We start from the raw sequence: 15360 nt of genomic DNA, 5'->3' as shown, positions 1-15360 counted from the left end.
CATCTATCAGCTCCTCAGTCCAGCGGCGGTGGAGAATTCCTGGGAAAAGGACCGGAAGCGGCCCTCCAGCTCACTGAACTGCTCCTCGGACAACGGTCGTCCGGTGGCCTTGCCGAACAGCGCGATGAAATCTGCCCGGGTGGTCTCCGGGGTGATCTGGAAGTGCCTGCCGTTCCGGCCACCGCCAAGCCGGAGGAACTCGGCACGTTCCATGTTGTAGACGAACGAACCCTCGGTGAAGCGGAGGGTCCGCGGGTACAGCGTGCTGACCGGGCCGACGTCGCTGTACAGGGTGACCCACACGCAGTCGTCGAAGATCTCCAGCCGGTCGAGCGGGGGATCGGTGACCACGGTGATGTCGATCCGTGTGCACCGGCTCCTGGCCAGGAACAACCCGACCAGCCCCATGCCCATCTCGTCCTGCAGCCGCCGCTGGATCGCGTCGTAGTCCGCTTCGGGGCCCTCCTGGCGCAGGAGGTAGCGGGCCCGGCCGCTGATCGTGGTGGCGTCGCTGGGGTCGGCCAGCACCGCCCGCATCTCCCACTCGGCGTGGGAGAGCAGCAATCTGGCGGCGGCGAACCGGCCGGAGAAGCCGCGGAAGAAGTACTGCCTGCTGCCCGCGAGGTCCCGCATCATCAGCTCGTTGAACTTGGGGTCCGGGTCGGGGGTCGCTTCGAAGACGTCGGTGGGGAAGAACTCCTTGTTCAGCGACCGGTATTCGGCGGCGAGCTTCTCCAGCGCCCGTTTGCTCTCCTCGATCACCGGCGCCACCAGCGCCCGCTGCGAGGCCGCCGCCGTGATCAGCGTCTGCCCGAAGCCGACCACCGCGGAGATCATCGTGCCGGTGCCGACCGAGGTGACGAAGTTCTTGCCGTTGCCCGGCGCCATGCCACTGGCCAGGAACAGGCAGGTGATCGAGACCACGACCAGGACCAGCAGGAGCAGGCTCGTCCGCGTCCAGAAGATCTCCTGGAGCGGGGTCCGCGTCCGCTTCCGGTCTTGGCCGGGGTCGGCGCGCACAGGGGTCACCTCCTCAGGAAATGGGCTAACTCAACAGGATGAGAGCTGAGAGTGTCCGTTTGAGTGCGCGGAGTCACTCTACGCGTGCTCGGACGCAGGCGAAATAAGAAATTCGGGGGATACTTAGCGCACCCTTTTCGGCTACGGGCGGTAGCCGGGAAAATCGGGTCCGACCTCGTTGTCGGGGCCCTCCGCACGGGCTTGTCGCAGGCCAAGCATCTCCGCGGCCAGTTGCTGGCTGCTCTCGAAGCGGGTGCCAGGCCGTTCACGCGCCCGGCGTAACGAGCAGGGCTTCAGCCTGCTGTACCCGCGAACGGAAACCGCGCGCCGTGAGCGCAATTCGTAGGCTGGCACCCCGGACAGGTTCGCGGCCAGTTCGCGGTCGACCACGATCGTGCCCGGCTTGGCCACCGAAGTCAGCCGCGCGGCGAGGTTGACCACCGATCCGTAGACGTCACCGAAACGGCTCAGGATGCGGCCCGCGGCCAGCCCGGCGCGCACGGAGGGCAACGTGGTGTCGGCTTCGACGCGTTCGTTGAGCGTCAGCGCGATCTCGGCGGCGTCGACCGCGGTGTCGGCGACGAACAGCACCTCGTCGCCGATCATCTTCACGATCCGGCCGTGGTGCTCGGCGATCACCTCGGAGGCGACCGTCTCGAACGCGTCCAGGATCCCGTCGAGCTCGGCCTCGTCGATCCGCCGGGTCAGCCTGGTGAACCCGACCATGTCGACGAAGCCGACGACCTGGCTGCGCGCCTCCAGGTCCTCTTCGGGGGACGCCAGCGCGCGCCCGGCGTAGGCGGCGAGGTGGCGGCGCCAGACGTAGTTCTGGACGCGTTCCAGCTCCGGCAGCAGCCGGTCCACCAGCCGCGCGATCTGGCGCTCGTTCCGGCCGAGGTCCGGGTTGGCGGTGATCAGCTCCCACAGCATGTGGACCTGCCACTCGGCCAGCCGCGACAGGTGCTGGCCCAGCGCCCTGGTCACCGCGGTCTCCACGCGGGCGTCGACCAGCCCGGCCCGGATCAGGTTGTCCGCGGTGCGCATGGCCTCGACGTCGGCGTCGGTGAAGACCACCTCGTCGTCTTCGACGGTGGCGAAGCCGAGCGCGCGCCACAACCGGCGCGCCCGGTCCTCGGGCACGCCCGCCTTCTCGACCACCTGCAGCCGGGTGTACCGGCGCCGGCCACCGAGCAGCACCTTCTCCAGGCGCTGCTGCAGCTCGCCGTTGTCGTCCCGCTCCGTCGGCACCTCAGGTGGTGTGCACGATGAGCACGTCCACGCCCGACTTGCGGGCCACTTCCGACGGCACCGAGCCCAGGATGCGCCCGGCGAGCGTGTTCAGCCCGCGGTTGCCGACCACCAGCAGGTCCGCGGAATGCTGCGCGACGACCTTGCGCAGCATTTCCACCGGCTCGCCGACCATCGCGACGGTCTCGATCTTCGTCGCCCCGGCTTTGGTGGCGCGGTCGCGCGCGGACAGCAGCGTGTCCTCCGCCGGCGCGGAGCCGACCACCTGGTAGGCCTCTTCGCGCAGCACGTCCTGTGCCTTCTCCACGTCCTGCTTGGCCGCGGGGTAGTAGGCGCAGGCGATCACCAGGGTCGCGCCGGCGTCCCCGGCGACGGCCGCCGCCCGGTCCACCGCGGCGAACGAAGAGTCGGAACCGTCCGTGCCGACGACCACGGTCTGGTAGGCGCTCATTCGTCTTCCTCCTGCGATCGGTCTGTGCTGTGGGGTCAGGGCTTCTGCCGGGCCTGCGCCTGGCGCTGCCCGGGGGCGGGCTTGCGCGGGGCCGGCTGGGGAGTGGGCTTCGGCAGTTTCACGGTCGCTTCGGCGGAGCCGCCCGACGGCTGCGGCTTCTCCGGCTCGGCCGGCTTGACGGGTTTGGTCGGCTTGGCCGGTGTCACCGGGACACCGGCGGCGCTTTCTTGGTGCAGTACGGCTTCGGCCTCGGAAAGCACCTTGCGGGCCGCCTGCACCTGGTTGGCGATGTTCTCGCGGAGCTTGCGCAGGGCCTCCACGCGCTCGAGGCCGTGGTTGGTCCGGCGGTTGGCTTCCTCGGTGGCCTCCCGGACCCGGCGGCGGGCCTCGTCCGCGGCTTCGGTGAGTCGCGCGTTGGCCTCGTTCGCCGCGTCCTGCAGGCGCTTGTTGGCTTCCTGGACGGACTCGCGCTGGCGGCGTTCGATGTCCGCCTTCGCCGCGGCTTCCTCCTCGGCCACCTTCGCGCGGATCTTCGCGGCCTCTTCGGTCGCTTCACGCAGCCGGCGTTCGGCCTCGGCCTTGCTGGTCGCCTCCTGCTCGGCGAGCGCCCGCATGGCCTCGGTGCGCCGCGCCGCCATGGCGATCTCGAAGTCCTCTTCGACCTGCGTGCGGCGCTGCTCGGCCTCGGCGTCGAGGCGGTCGCGCTCGTCCTTGGCGGCCTGGGTGATCTTGTCCGCTTCGGCGCGCGCCTTCTCCAGGACGCCGCGGTGCTCGGCCTCCATCTCCTCGCGACGCTCGTCGAGCTGCTTCAACCGCACCTCGTGCTCGGCCCGCAGCGCCGCCGCGTCCGACTCGCCCTTGGCGCGGATGTGCGCGGCCTCGGCCTCGGCGCGGGCCTGCGTGTCCGACGCTTCGTCCTGCGCCAGCCGCAACATGCGCTGTAAACGCTCGGACAGGCCCTCGAGGGTGGTGGGTGGCAGCGACAACCGCTCGACCTGACCACGCAGCTCGGCGATCTCGCTGCGCGACAGCTCCAGCTGCCTGGCCAGGTCCCCGGCCTGCGAAATCGCCGCGTCGCGGTCGGAGGTGAGCATTTTGAGCTCACCGTCGAGCCGTTCGAGATGGTCATCGACCTGGGCGCGGTGGTAACCCCGCTTCTCCAGGTCGAAGCCGGCTCCCAGTGGGACGAGTTCCCTGTCGTCGCCAAGACTCATTGGTCCACCCTAGCCCGCGGCGTCACACACCTCTGAAGGTGTTTATCGCAGCTATGTGCTTCGCACGCATCTCGTGATCCCGGACGCCCAGTCCCTCCTCGGGAGCCAGGCACAGCACGCCCACCTTGCCCTGGTGGGCGTTGCGGTGCACATCGAGCGCGGCCTGGCCGGTTTCCGCGAGCGGGTAGGCCTTGGACAACGTGGGGTGGATCAGTCCCTTCGCGATCAACCGGTTCGCTTCCCACGACTCGCGGTAGTTCGCGAAGTGCGAGCCGATGATCCGCTTGAGGTTCATCCAGAGGTAGCGGTTGTCGAACTGGTGCAGATAACCGGAGGTGGAAGCGCAGGTGACGATCGTGCCGCCCTTGCGCGCGGCGTAGACCGAGGCGCCGAAGGTCTCGCGGCCCGGGTGCTCGAAGACGATGTCCGGGTCCTCGCCACCGGTCAGCTCACGGATCTTCGCGCCGAACCGCTGCCACTCCTTCGGATCCTGCTCGTGCTCGTTCTTCCAGAACTTGTAGCCCTCGGCGTTGCGGTCGATGACCAGTTCGGCGCCCATCTTGCGGCAGATCTCCGCCTTCTCCGGGCTGGAAACCACGCACACCGGGATGGCACCGCCGTTGAGCGCGAACTGGGTGGCGTACGAACCGAGGCCGCCCGAAGCGCCCCAGATCAGCACCACGTCGCCCTGCTTCATGTCGGCGCCGTTGCGCGAGACCAGCTGGCGGTAGGCGGTCGAGTTGACCAGCCCCGGCGAGGCGGCTTCTTCCCAGGTCAGGTGCGCGGGCTTCGGCATCAACTGGTTCGCCTTCACCAGCGCGATTTCGGCGAGGCCGCCGAAGTTCGTCTCGAAACCCCAGATGCGCTGCTCCGAGTCGAGCATCGTGTCGTTGTGGCCGTCCGAGCTTTCCAACTCGACGTTCAGGCAGTGCGCCACCACCTCGTCGCCGGGCTTCCAGCTGTGCACGCCGGCGCCGGTCCGCAGCACGACACCGGACAGGTCGGAGCCGACCACGTGGTACGGCAGGTCGTGGCGCTTGGCCAGTGGTGAGAGCCTGCCGTAGCGCTGCAGGAACTTGAACGTCGGTATCGGCTCGAAGATCGAGGTCCAGACGGTGTTGTAGTTGATCGCGCTGGCCATCACCGCGACCAGCGCCTCGCCGGGCCCCAGTTCGGGCGTGGGCACGTCGTCCAGGTGCAGCGACTTGCGCGGGTCCTTGTCGCGGCTTTCGAGCCCCTCGAACATGTCGACCTCGTCGGCGTGCACGGTGATGCCCCGGTAGCTCTCCGGCACCGCGAGCCCCGCCACCTCGCCCGGCTCCCCGGACAGCACAGCTTGGGCGATCTGCTGGATCTCGCTCATCGAACCTCCGTGGGTCGGCGCGTCCGCTAGAAACTACTGGCGAGTAACGCCCGGCTCAACCCGGAAGAGACGTCGACCACGCCGAAGTCCCCCCGACGGGCGTAAGGCCGACGCGGATTCGTGACCGCGGATGTTTGACCGGCCGGCCAACCAAGGCGCACCATCGAGGGTGGACCGCGAGACACACGGTTCAAGTGGCAAACGGAGGTGATCTCGTGCGCGAGATGTCGACGAGCCCGTGGACCCGTCCCCACGACTGGGCGGAGGTCGTGCTCGGAGTGGTGGCGGTGCTGACACCGCTGTGGATGCAGACCGATACCGCCGCCATGTGGACGCTCATCGTGCTGGGCGCGCTCGTGGCCATCGACGGCCTGGTCTCACTGGCCATGCCGGGCCTGGTCTACGGGGAGGGCATCCAGATCGTGCTGGGTGCGCTGCTGTTCATTTCGCCCTGGGTGATCGGCTATTCGGGCCTGACCGGAGCCGCCTGGTCCTCGTGGATCATCGGCGGACTGACCATGATCGCCGGCGCGGCCGCGCTGCCGGTGGCCAACGCCGCCCACGACCGCATGGCCGGGCAGCACTGACGATTTCGCGTGGGCCGGGCCTCGCCGGGATACCGTGGGGCCCGGTACACGCGGAAGGGGTGGGTTCGGTGGCACGGGGCAGAACCGGCGAGGACGCGTCAGCCAAGGAACGCATCCTCACCGCCGCCGAGGCGCTCTTCGCCGAACACGGCTTCGACGCCACCCCGACGTCCCGCATCGCCGAACAGGCGGGTGTGCCGAAGGGGTTGGTCCACTACTACTTCAAGCGCAAGACGGATCTGCTGAGCGCCTTGGTCGAACGGCTGCCCGACGAGCACGTGGAGACCTCGCGCGTGGTGGTCCCCGGTGACCTCGCCGAGAGCCTGCGCCGGCTGGTCTCCGAGTTGGACCAGCGCCTCGGCGCCTCCCAGGTGCTGTCCCACCTGCTGTGGCGCGAGGCGGACACGCATCACGCCGTGCGCGACGCGCTTCAGGATCGATTCAAAGTGCTCGTACGCCAGGTCGAAGCGGTCATCCTGGCCGCGGGCGTCGGTGGCCTGGCGATGACCGACGTGGAGAGCGCGGCCGGACTGCTCGCACTGGCGGTCAGCTACCGGCACTCGGTCGCCCGGCACGCCGAGGACGACCAGCCGGAGCAGATGGAGCGGGAACTCACCTTCATCGCCAGGGCGCTGACCTTCCGGGCCGCCCCGGCGACGTAGGCCGGTCAGCCCTCGGTCTTGGCGGGCTCCACCAGTTCGATCAGCACGCCACCGGCGTCCTTGGGGTGCACGAAGTTCACCCGCGAGCCCGCGGTACCCGGCCGCGGGGTGTCGTAGATGACCCGCAGCCCCTTCGCCCGCAGGGCCTCCATCGCGTCTTCCACATTGGACACCCGGCAGGCGAGCTGCTGGAGCCCGGGACCGCGCTTGTCGAGGAACTTCGCGATGGTCGAGTCCGGGTACAGCGGCGCGAGCAACTGCACGGCGGGCCCGTCGTGATCACCGGGGGCGTGGAGCATCGCCTCGCGGACGCCCTGATCGTGATTGGTCTCGACGTGCGTCGCCTCGAGACCGAAGGTTTCCGCGTAGAAGGCGATCGCCGCGTCGAGGTCGGCGACCGCGATGCCGACGTGATCGATCGTCGTGACGAACGGCTTCAGCGCTTCATTCATGAGAAGCGACAATAGGTCCTGTTCCGGGGAAAGGCGTCGTGCGTCAGCTCACACTGACTCATTCAAGAAGGCACACCGACCGGTATGGTCGAGCGGACCGCCGTCGTTCGCCTTGGAGGCTGCACATGTCCGGAACTCAGGCCAGCTCGGTAATCCTGGGCGCGGCAAGGACCCCGATCGGCAGGCTGCTGGGTTCGCTGAAGGACTACTCGGGTGCGCAACTCGGCGGAATCGCCATCAAGGCGGCGCTGGAGCGAGCCGGGGTTTCACCCGAAGCGGTGCAGTACACGATCATGGGCCAGGTGCTCACCGCCGGCGCGGGCCAGATCCCGGCCCGGCAGGCCGCCGTGGCCGCCGGCGTCCCGATGGACGTGCCCGCGCTGACGATCAACAAGGTGTGCCTGTCGGGTCTCGACGCCATCGCGCTCGCGGACCAGCTGATCCGCGCCGGTGAGTTCGACCTGGTGGTGGCCGGTGGGCAGGAGTCGATGACCCAGGCGCCGCACCTGCTGCCGAAGTCCCGCTCCGGCTTCAAGTACGGCGACACCACCCTGCTCGACCACATGGCGCACGACGGTCTGTTCTGCGCCTTCGACCAGGTCGCCATGGGCTCGTCGACCGAGAAGTACAACGAGCGCTACGGCCTGACCCGCGAAGAGCAGGATGAGTTCTCCGCCCGCTCGCACCAGCGCGCCGCCGCCGCGATCGAAGCCGGCCGCTTCGCCGACGAGATCGCGCCGGTCGAGATCCCGCAGCGCAAGAAGGACCCGATCGTCTTCAGCACCGACGAGGGCGTGCGCGCGGACACCACCGCCGAAAGCCTGGCCAAGCTGCGCCCGGCCTTCGCCGCCGACGGCACCATCACCGCCGGCTCCGCCTCCCAGATCTCCGACGGCGCCGCCGCCGTGGTGGTCGCCAGCCGCGCGAAGGCCGAGGAACTGGGCTTGACCCCGCTCGCCGAGATCGGCGCCCACGGCGTGGTCGCCGGCCCGGACGCGAGCCTGCACGAGCAGCCGTCCAACGCGATCAAGGCCGCACTGACCAAGGCCAAGCTCGACGTCGGCGACCTCGACCTGGTCGAGATCAACGAAGCCTTCGCCGCCGTCGGTGTGGTCTCGGCGAAGCAGCTCGGCCTCGACCACGACAAGGTCAACGTCAACGGCGGTGCCATCGCGCTCGGCCACCCGATCGGCGCCTCCGGCGCGCGGCTGGTCGTGCACCTGGTGCACGAACTGCGCCGCCGCGGCGGCGGCCTCGGTGCGGCCGCCCTGTGCGGTGGCGGTGGCCAGGGCGACGCGCTGCTGCTCTCGGTGCCCAAGGCCTGAGTTGCCCGTTCAGGTCGACGTCGGCGAACTGGTCGCCCGCGCTGCGGATGGGGTCCCCCGCGCCATCGCGAGATTGATCTCGCTGGTCGAGGACGCCCATCCGCAGCTGCGTGAGGTCGCCGCCGCGCTGACCCCGCACACCGGCCGGGCGCGCCTCATCGGCCTCACCGGCCCACCGGGCGTCGGCAAGTCGACTTCCACCTCCATGCTGATCACCGCCCTGCGCGCGGCGGGCAAGCGCGTCGGCGTGCTGGCCATCGACCCGTCCTCCCCGTTCTCCGGTGGCGCGCTGCTCGGGGACCGGGTGCGGATGAGCGAGCACGCCACCGATCCCGGCGTGTTCATCCGCTCCATGGCCACCCGCGGCCACCTCGGCGGCCTCGCCTGGGCCACCCCGCAGGCGGTCCGCGTGCTCGACGCCGCGGGCTTCGACATCGTGCTGATCGAAACCGTCGGGGTTGGACAGTCCGAAGTGGACGTCGTCCGGCTGGCCGACACCACCGTGGTGTTGCTGGCACCCGGCATGGGCGACGGCATCCAGGCGGCGAAGGCCGGCGTGCTCGAGATCGCGGACGTCTTCGTGGTGAACAAGGCCGACCGCGAAGGCGCCGACGCGACCGTCCGGGAGCTCAAGCAGATGATCGCGATGGGCCGCCGCGAGCTGCGTGGCCCCAGTTGGCGCCAGCCCATCGTGCGCACCGTCGCCTCCCGCGACGAAGGCGCCGAGGACGTGCTCAAGGCACTCGGCGAGCACCACGACTGGCTGGCCGCCGAAGGTGAACTCGACCGCCGCCGAGCCGCGCGCGCCGCCGGCGAGATCGAGGCGATCGCCCTGCAACGCCTCCGCGCCGAACTGGTCGACCTCCGCGGCGGCGACCGGCTCGCCGACCTGGCCGGCGCCGTGGCCGCCCGCGAGCTGGACCCCTACGCCGCGGCCGAGCGCCTGATCGACGACCTCCGCGCCTGATCCTTTGTGGACACAGCCGCCATCAGCTCCGATATACCTCCATTCCGGGTCAGCCGAGTGCTTCGGCCGACCGTCGTAGTACCTGCCCGGCGTCCGCGGTCAACGGAGCACCGTGGCCGAAGCAAGCCACCTCGGTGTCCAGCGCGGCCAGTTCCCGGAACGAGCGGTGCACCCGTTCCACGTCCAGGTTGAACACGCCGGGAATCACCTGACCCTCGTGCTCGGCGATCGTGTCACCGGTGAACAGCACGCCATGGCGGGGCAGGTACACGGCGATGCTGCCGTCCGTGTGCCCCGGAATGGAGATCACCCGAGCGCCTCCGCCGAAATCGATCTCCTCTTCACCGTCGAGTTCGTGGTCCACCGGTGACGGTGGTCCCACGAGCTCGCCGCTCGCCGCCTGCTCATACAGCGGCCGTTCCCAGTCGGCGAGCTGCGGTTCGGGTGGTGGCACCTCGCCGCGGATCACCGAAGGGTCCAGCCGGTGCGCGAGCACCGGAGCATCCGCCCACACGCGGAGTTCGGCGGCCGCTCCGGCGTGGTCCTCGTGGAAATGGGTCAGCACGATGCGAACCAGGTTCTCCCGGTCGAGCCCGAGTCCCCTGATCGCCTCCGCGATCTTCGTTCCTTCACCGGCCCAGCCGGTGTCCACCAGCGTCAGTTCGTCGCCGTCGCGCCACAGGTACGCCTGGCCGACCGTGAACCTGAGCAGGTGCAGGTTCGGTACGACCTCGATCATCTCCATGCCGCCGACGGTAGGCAGCGGGTTCACCGCCCGCGGGCGAGTTCGCTGACAGCGCAGCTATCGGCTCATCGCGCGCATGGCCAGGTCGACCACCGCGTCCGCGTGCTCCACGGAAACCGGCGCGGTCTGCAGTAGCCAGCGGTGGTAGAGCGGCCCGTAGAGCAGTTCCACCGCCACGTCGAGATCGAGGTCGGCATCGATCTCGCCGCTGTGCTGTGCACTGCGGAGCCGGTCCTTGGTCGCGTCCAGTGCCGGGCCGAGCATCTTCTCCCGCCAGTGCGACGCCAGGTTCGCGTCGTACTGGATCTCCAGTGCCAGTGCTCGGAACGAGACGTCCATCCTCGGATTGGTCAGTTCTTCCGCGGTGGCCCGCAGAACCTGCTTCAGGTCTTCCTTCAAATCACCGGTTTCCAGCACGCTGAAACCCTGCTGGCCCTTGGTCAGGTCGAGCACCGCGTCGAAGACCACCGCCGCCTTCGACGGCCACCAGCGGTAGATCGTCTGCTTGCCGACACCGGCTCGCGCGGCGATCGCTTCGATCGAGGTTTTCGCGTATCCGCTCTCAGTCACCAGTTCGATCGCGGCGGACAGGATCGCCGTCCGCGAACGTTCACTGCGGCGCGTGGGATCCGGGCCCCGTGCCTCACTCATGACCTGACCCTAGCACGTGACGAGTCGATACGTCTCGTCTTGACAGGCTGAATTCGGTCGTCCATGATTGCCGAGCAACGAGACGTCTCGTCTCGCAGGAAGAAGGAGAGAACATGACTCGAGCGGATTCATCGCGCGTCTGGTTCATCACGGGCGCCGGCCGGGGCTTCGGCCGTGAGTTCGTGCTGGCCGCGCTGGCGGCCGGAGACAAGGTCGTGGGCACGGCGCGGCGGCCGTCCGCGCTGGACGACCTGGTCGCGGAGCATGAGGGGCGGCTCGTTGTGCTCCCACTCGACGTCGACGACCGGACGGCGGTCTTCGACACGGTGGGCAAGGCGATCGCGGCGTTCGGCCGGCTCGACGTCGTGGTCAACAACGCGGGCTACGGCCTGCTCGGCGCGGTCGAGGAGGTCACCGAGGAAGAGGCTCGCGCGCAGCTGGACACCAACTTCTTCGGTGCGCTCTGGGTGACACAGGCCGTGCTCCCGCAACTACGTGCCCAGGGTTCGGGGCACATCGTGCAGATCTCGAGTGTCGGCGGGGTGGCCACCTTCGGCACCGCGGGTCTGTACGCGGCGAGCAAGTTCGCGTTGGAAGGGATGAGTGAGGCGCTGGCCCACGAGGTCGGCCGGTTCGGCATCCGCGTGACGCTGGTCGAACCGGGTGGCTATGCGACCGACTGGGGTGGTTCCAGTATGAAGCTCGCCGCCGCCAACCCCGCGTATGACGTCGTGCGCGAGGAACTGGCGGCCGATCACGGCGACTTCGTGGAAGGCGATCCGGCCGAGGTCGCGGCGGCGGTGCTGAAGGTGGTCGGCACCGATGACCCGCCGCTGCGGCTGTTGGTGGGCGACGCGATCTTCGACGGCATGGTGGCGGCCACCGAGCAGAAGATCGCCGGATGGCGGAAAGCGAAGGCGCTGTGATCGCGTGGGTGGAGCAGGGAAGGAGGCTCAACTTCCCGATGAGGTGACGCCGGCGTCCCGGAGGGTGGCCATCAGGGCGTCGACGGCAGGGGTGAAGGCGTGGTCGGCCGGCGCGGCATAGCCGACGATGATGCCTTGCCGATGAGGGCCGGGGGAGATCCAGGTGCTGCGGAGTGTCTCGAGCGCGAGCGAATGCCGGCGTGCGTGGTCGAGTACCTCCGCTTCACCTGGCCCACCAGTGGGCAGCGGGAGCAGCAGGTGCAGTCCCGCGGAGATCCCGGACGGCCGCAGTGGCCGCGGCAGCAGGGACAGCAGCCGGTCCCGGCGGTTGCGGTAGACCGACCGACGCCGGCGCACGTGCTGGTCGTACTTGCCGGAGTCGAGCATCTCGGCGAGGACGTGCTGGCCGAGGGCCGGTGGCCGGGAACCGCGGTCGGCCATGGCGGCGCGGACCGGTTCCACCAGGGCACGGGGCAGCACGAGCCAGCCCAGGCGCAACGCGGGCGCCAGGGTCTTGCTCGCCGTGCCCGCGTAGATGAAGCGCTCGGGAGCGAGCGACTGCAGGGCGCCGACCGGTTCCCGATCGAACCGGAACTCGCCGTCGTAGTCGTCCTCGACGGCGAAGGCCCCCGAACTCGTCACCCACCTGGCGAGTTCGGCCCGGCGCTCGGGGGCCAGGGTGACCCCGAGCGGGAACTGGTGGGCGGGCGTCACCACGGCGACCGGACTGTCCAGTTCGGACACCCGGAGACCGGCCTCGTCCACCGGTACCCCGGCGATGCGCTGCCCCGCGGCCGAGGCCAGGTCGCGGAAGTGGCGCAAGGACGGATCCTCGAAAGCCATCTCGTGCATGCCCCGGTGGTGCAGGGCCGAGGCGAGCACGGAGATGGCCTGTGCGAAGCCCCCGCACACGAGGATCCGGTCCGGTTCGGCGACCACGCCCCGGCTGCGGGCGAGGTACCTGGCGAGCGCGGTGCGTAGCACGGGCGCGCCGAGGTCGTCGGTGTAGCCGAACACGTCGGGAGGTGCGTGCTGCAGCACCTTCCGGGTGGCCGCCAACCACTCCGTGCGTGGGAAGGCGGCCAGGTCGGGCCGTCCGGGCAACAGGCTCCAGCGGGCGTCAGCTGGTTCCCCGTTGCCCGGCCGCGCCCGGGCCGGTGAGGCCGGCGGAGCGGCGATCGCGGCCACCATGGTCGGCGCTCCCTGGCTGGTCCGCAGGTAACCCTCGGCCGAGAGCTGGCTGTAGGCCTTGGTGACGGTGCCCCTGGCGACACCGAGGTCTTCGGCCAGCGCGCGGGTCGAGGGCAGGGCGGTCCCGGTGTCGAGCCGGCCGGACCGGATCGCCCGCCGGATCGCTTCGGCCAGGCCGCGCTGGCCGGAGCCCGGTCGCCAGTCGAGGTGGATGTCCTGGGAACTGGACCACCGAACCGCCATGGAACTGGACCATACCGGTGAACCAGTCACCGGTAGCGTGATGTGCGTGACGAAGCGAATCCAACTGTCTGACCACACCACCCTTTTCAAGTCGCTGGTAGCCCTGCACACGGAAGTGGAGAAGGCGGCGGCGGACGCGGGCCTGGACCAGAAGCTGATCGAGCTGGTCAAGATCCGCGGTTCGCAGCTGAACGGCTGTGCGTACTGCCTGGACAAGCACAGCCGCGACGCGCGCGAGCTGGGTGAGGACGAACGACGGATCTACCTGCTGGGCGCCTGGTGGGAGACCGAGCTCTACACCGAGCAGGAGCGGGCGGCGCTCGCGCTGACCGACGCCATCACGAAGCTGTCCGAGCGGCAGGACGTGCCCGACGACGTGTACGAGCAGGCGACCAAGGTGCTGACCGAGGACCAGTACCGCGCGGTGTGCTGGGCGGTGGCCTTGATCAACACCTGGAACCGCTTGGGCGTCACGAGCCACAAGCCGTTGCCTCGATGACGGCGGCGAAACTCCGGGACCTGCACGTCCCGGGGCGCCCGTTGGTGCTGCCGAACGCGTGGGACGCCGACAGCGCGAAACTGGTGGTGGCGGCCGGGTTCCCGGTGGTCGCCACCAGCTCCGCGGCGATCGCGGAGTCCCTTGGCTTCGCGGATGGTCAAGGTGCTCCGGTGGCGGAGATGTTCGCCGCGGCGGCGAGGATCACGCGGGTGGTCGACGTGCCCGTGACCGTGGACGCGGAGTCGGGTTATGGGCTCGGCGCTGCGGAACTGGCTGGGCAGCTGTTGGACATTGGTGTGGTGGGCTGCAACCTCGAGGACACCGACCCCGGGCGTGGTGTACGTCCGGCAGGGGAGCAGGCCGAGTTCCTCGGTGCTGTCCGTGAGGCGGCCGGTGACGGACTGGTGCTCAACGCCCGGGTGGATGTGTTCCTGGGCGCGGATGATGAGCAGGCCGTGCTCGATGAGGCCGTGGAGCGGGCACGAGCCTATCTCGAGGCCGGGGCGGACTGCGTGTATCCGATCCTGGTGCGCTCGCCTGAGGTGCTGCGGGCGTTCGTGGCGGCGGTCAGTCCGGCGGCGGTGAACGCCACGCTGTGGCCGGGCGGGCCGCAGCGGGAGCAGCTGGCCGAGCTGGGGGTGGCGCGGATCTCGCTGGGAGCCGGGCTCTGGCGGGCTTCCCGCGGCTGGTTGGCGGAACGACTCGCTGACCTGAGCTGAACCGGCGGCGGGGCACCGTCCTCCACTACGGACGGTGCCCCGCCGGGCGGGTCAGCTCAGGTCAGCACTGCTGCTTGTAGAAGTACTGCTGGTTGGCGTCCATGTCTTCCTTGGTGATGGAGTGCAGGCCGGCGGTGATGGTGCGCTGCACGGGCTTGCCCTCGAGGGCGGCCACGGCCTGCTGCACGCCCTGCTGTCCGATCGACGCCGGGTCCTGGGCGATGAGACCCTGATACTCGCCCTTGCGCAGGCCTTCGACCTCGGAAGGGCTGGCGTCGAAGCCGACCAGGTTGACCTGGCCGATCTTGCCGGCGTTGCGCAGGCCGGTGGCGGCGCCTTCGCCGGTGTTCAGGTTGGTGGCGAAGATGCCGACCAGGTCCGGGGTGGAGGCGAGGGCGGCGGTCACCTTCGAGGCGGCCTGGTCCGGCTCGTTCTGGGTGAACTGCACGCCTGCCGACTTCAGGTTCGGAAAGTTCTTCAGCTCTTCCTCGAAGCCCTTCGCCCTGGCGTTGGTGGTGGAAGTGCCGGCGATGGTGTCGAGCACCAGCACCGAGCCCGGCTTGTCGCCGACCAGCTTGGCCAGGGTCTGGGCGGCGAGCTTGCCGCCTTCGGCGTTGTCCGAGGAGATCGAGGAGACAGCCACGCCGGTGTCTTTCAGCGCGGTGTCCACCTCGACGATCTTGGTGCCGCGGTTCTTCACCTGCTGGATGGGGGCGAGCATCGCGGTGTCGTCGGTCGGGGCGATCAGCAGGCCCGCCGGTGGGGCGGAGCCGAGGGCGTTGACCTTCTCGGTCTGCATCGCGGCGTCGAACTTCTGCGGGGCCGAGGTGTTCAATTCGTAGCCGAGCTTCTTCGCTTCGGCTTCGGCGCCGCACTGCATCGAGATGTAGAACGGCTCGGCTTGTACGCCCGGGATCAGCGTGAGCTTCTTGTTGTTCTCCGCGGGCTGGCCACCGGCGTCGTTGCTCTGACCGACCTGGCCTGAGCCGCCGCAGGCGGTTACCAGCGCGACGATGGCGAGCGCCGAGCCGGTGGCGGCGAAGGTCTTGCGGTTGAACTTCATGGGTGCACCTCTTTGTGCTGTCGCAGTGCTGTTG

17 protein-coding genes are annotated in these 15360 nt (G+C 69.4%); 7 read left to right on the top strand and 10 right to left on the bottom strand.

Annotated elements, in window-relative coordinates; genetic code table 11:
* Nucleotides 1–6: 6 nt before the first annotated feature.
* From JOM49_RS41465 to ccrA, 5 genes are all read right to left on the bottom strand, one after another.
* Nucleotides 7–945 carry a hypothetical protein gene (locus JOM49_RS41465; RefSeq protein WP_245371669.1) on the bottom strand — a complete coding sequence of 313 codons (939 nt, stop codon included), beginning with the start codon at nucleotides 943–945 and terminating at the stop codon, nucleotides 7–9.
* A gap of 216 nt (nucleotides 946–1161) precedes the next feature.
* A complete protein-coding gene (locus JOM49_RS41460) occupies nucleotides 1162–2268 on the bottom strand; it encodes an adenylate/guanylate cyclase domain-containing protein (protein WP_209670209.1) in 1107 nt (368 codons plus the stop codon).
* Nucleotide 2269: 1 nt separating this feature from the next.
* Entirely contained in the window at nucleotides 2270–2719 is a 450-nt protein-coding gene (locus JOM49_RS41455) for a universal stress protein (RefSeq protein WP_209670208.1), read from the bottom strand.
* 35 nt (nucleotides 2720–2754) lie between these two features.
* A complete protein-coding gene (locus JOM49_RS41450; protein WP_209670206.1) occupies nucleotides 2755–3933 on the bottom strand; it encodes a chromosome segregation protein in 1179 nt (392 codons plus the stop codon).
* 22 nt (nucleotides 3934–3955) lie between these two features.
* Complete coding sequence (ccrA, locus tag JOM49_RS41445) at nucleotides 3956–5296, bottom strand: crotonyl-CoA carboxylase/reductase (RefSeq protein WP_209670204.1); 1341 nt, start codon at nucleotides 5294–5296, stop codon at nucleotides 3956–3958.
* A 224-nt stretch (nucleotides 5297–5520) separates the two neighbouring features.
* Between ccrA and JOM49_RS41440 the strand changes: the two genes are divergently transcribed.
* A complete protein-coding gene (locus JOM49_RS41440) occupies nucleotides 5521–5883 on the top strand; it encodes an SPW repeat protein (protein WP_209672254.1) in 363 nt (120 codons plus the stop codon).
* Between the two features lie 59 nt (nucleotides 5884–5942).
* Complete coding sequence (locus tag JOM49_RS41435) at nucleotides 5943–6545, top strand: TetR/AcrR family transcriptional regulator (RefSeq protein WP_372444197.1); 603 nt, start codon at nucleotides 5943–5945, stop codon at nucleotides 6543–6545.
* A gap of 5 nt (nucleotides 6546–6550) precedes the next feature.
* Here JOM49_RS41435 and mce read toward each other — a convergent pair whose 3' ends face one another.
* Nucleotides 6551–6997 (bottom strand): methylmalonyl-CoA epimerase, encoded by a 447-nt coding sequence (mce, locus tag JOM49_RS41430; RefSeq protein ID WP_209670200.1) that lies wholly within the window; start codon nucleotides 6995–6997, stop codon nucleotides 6551–6553.
* Nucleotides 6998–7122: 125 nt separating this feature from the next.
* On the opposite strand from mce, the gene JOM49_RS41425 reads away from it, so the two are divergent.
* Nucleotides 7123–8322, top strand: coding sequence for an acetyl-CoA C-acetyltransferase (locus JOM49_RS41425; RefSeq protein ID WP_209670198.1), 1200 nt, complete (start codon nucleotides 7123–7125; stop codon nucleotides 8320–8322).
* Between the two features lies 1 nt (nucleotide 8323).
* Nucleotides 8324–9289, top strand: coding sequence for a methylmalonyl Co-A mutase-associated GTPase MeaB (gene meaB, locus JOM49_RS41420; protein ID WP_209670196.1), 966 nt, complete (start codon nucleotides 8324–8326; stop codon nucleotides 9287–9289).
* A 49-nt stretch (nucleotides 9290–9338) separates the two neighbouring features.
* On the opposite strand, the gene JOM49_RS41415 is transcribed toward meaB, so the two are convergent.
* Both JOM49_RS41415 and JOM49_RS41410 read right to left on the bottom strand, forming a co-directional pair.
* The gene (locus JOM49_RS41415) at nucleotides 9339–10034 is read right to left on the bottom strand and encodes an MBL fold metallo-hydrolase (protein WP_209670194.1); all 696 of its coding nucleotides are present in this window, start codon (nucleotides 10032–10034) and stop codon (nucleotides 9339–9341) included.
* A gap of 57 nt (nucleotides 10035–10091) precedes the next feature.
* The gene (locus tag JOM49_RS41410) at nucleotides 10092–10685 is read right to left on the bottom strand and encodes a TetR/AcrR family transcriptional regulator (RefSeq protein WP_209670192.1); all 594 of its coding nucleotides are present in this window, start codon (nucleotides 10683–10685) and stop codon (nucleotides 10092–10094) included.
* Nucleotides 10686–10798: 113 nt separating this feature from the next.
* On the opposite strand from JOM49_RS41410, the gene JOM49_RS41405 reads away from it, so the two are divergent.
* On the top strand, nucleotides 10799–11611 hold the full coding sequence (locus JOM49_RS41405; RefSeq protein WP_209670190.1) for an SDR family NAD(P)-dependent oxidoreductase: 813 nt from the start codon (nucleotides 10799–10801) through the stop codon (nucleotides 11609–11611).
* A gap of 27 nt (nucleotides 11612–11638) precedes the next feature.
* Here the strand turns inward: JOM49_RS41405 and pdxR are convergent, their stop codons facing one another.
* Nucleotides 11639–13045 (bottom strand): MocR-like pyridoxine biosynthesis transcription factor PdxR, encoded by a 1407-nt coding sequence (gene pdxR / locus JOM49_RS41400; protein ID WP_209670188.1) that lies wholly within the window; start codon nucleotides 13043–13045, stop codon nucleotides 11639–11641.
* A 40-nt stretch (nucleotides 13046–13085) separates the two neighbouring features.
* Between pdxR and JOM49_RS41395 the strand changes: the two genes are divergently transcribed.
* Both JOM49_RS41395 and JOM49_RS41390 read left to right on the top strand, forming a co-directional pair.
* Nucleotides 13086–13544: a carboxymuconolactone decarboxylase family protein gene (locus JOM49_RS41395; RefSeq protein WP_209672252.1), complete on the top strand. Its 459-nt coding sequence runs from the start codon at nucleotides 13086–13088 to the stop codon at nucleotides 13542–13544.
* On the top strand, nucleotides 13541–14263 hold the full coding sequence (locus tag JOM49_RS41390; RefSeq protein WP_209670186.1) for an isocitrate lyase/PEP mutase family protein: 723 nt from the start codon (nucleotides 13541–13543) through the stop codon (nucleotides 14261–14263). The genes JOM49_RS41395 and JOM49_RS41390 overlap by 4 nt, the downstream gene beginning before the upstream one ends.
* Before the next feature lie 61 nt (nucleotides 14264–14324).
* Here the strand turns inward: JOM49_RS41390 and JOM49_RS41385 are convergent, their stop codons facing one another.
* Nucleotides 14325–15326, bottom strand: coding sequence for an ABC transporter substrate-binding protein (locus JOM49_RS41385; protein WP_209670184.1), 1002 nt, complete (start codon nucleotides 15324–15326; stop codon nucleotides 14325–14327).
* Between the last annotated feature and the right edge of the window lie 34 nt (nucleotides 15327–15360).

The organism is Amycolatopsis magusensis, from assembly GCF_017875555.1.
In the GTDB taxonomy this organism is placed as follows: domain Bacteria; phylum Actinomycetota; class Actinomycetes; order Mycobacteriales; family Pseudonocardiaceae; genus Amycolatopsis; species Amycolatopsis magusensis.
This window is presented reverse-complemented; position numbering and strand designations above follow the sequence as displayed.

What these genes read in the sequence shown, in the direction of transcription:
- JOM49_RS41450 (WP_209670206.1), bottom strand. Translation starts at nt 3,933, where the DNA reads ATGAGTCTTGGCGACGACAGGGAACTCGTCCCACTGGGAGCCGGCTTC.
- JOM49_RS41390 (WP_209670186.1), top strand. Translation starts at nt 13,541, where the DNA reads ATGACGGCGGCGAAACTCCGGGACCTGCACGTCCCGGGGCGCCCGTTG.
- JOM49_RS41395 (WP_209672252.1), top strand. Translation starts at nt 13,086, where the DNA reads ATGTGCGTGACGAAGCGAATCCAACTGTCTGACCACACCACCCTTTTC.
- JOM49_RS41405 (WP_209670190.1), top strand. Translation starts at nt 10,799, where the DNA reads ATGACTCGAGCGGATTCATCGCGCGTCTGGTTCATCACGGGCGCCGGC.
- JOM49_RS41415 (WP_209670194.1), bottom strand. Translation starts at nt 10,034, where the DNA reads ATGGAGATGATCGAGGTCGTACCGAACCTGCACCTGCTCAGGTTCACG.
- JOM49_RS41385 (WP_209670184.1), bottom strand. Translation starts at nt 15,326, where the DNA reads ATGAAGTTCAACCGCAAGACCTTCGCCGCCACCGGCTCGGCGCTCGCC.
- JOM49_RS41410 (WP_209670192.1), bottom strand. Translation starts at nt 10,685, where the DNA reads ATGAGTGAGGCACGGGGCCCGGATCCCACGCGCCGCAGTGAACGTTCG.
- pdxR (WP_209670188.1), bottom strand. Translation starts at nt 13,045, where the DNA reads ATGGCGGTTCGGTGGTCCAGTTCCCAGGACATCCACCTCGACTGGCGA.
- JOM49_RS41455 (WP_209670208.1), bottom strand. Translation starts at nt 2,719, where the DNA reads ATGAGCGCCTACCAGACCGTGGTCGTCGGCACGGACGGTTCCGACTCT.
- mce (WP_209670200.1), bottom strand. Translation starts at nt 6,997, where the DNA reads ATGAATGAAGCGCTGAAGCCGTTCGTCACGACGATCGATCACGTCGGC.
- ccrA (WP_209670204.1), bottom strand. Translation starts at nt 5,296, where the DNA reads ATGAGCGAGATCCAGCAGATCGCCCAAGCTGTGCTGTCCGGGGAGCCG.
- JOM49_RS41440 (WP_209672254.1), top strand. Translation starts at nt 5,521, where the DNA reads ATGTCGACGAGCCCGTGGACCCGTCCCCACGACTGGGCGGAGGTCGTG.
- JOM49_RS41425 (WP_209670198.1), top strand. Translation starts at nt 7,123, where the DNA reads ATGTCCGGAACTCAGGCCAGCTCGGTAATCCTGGGCGCGGCAAGGACC.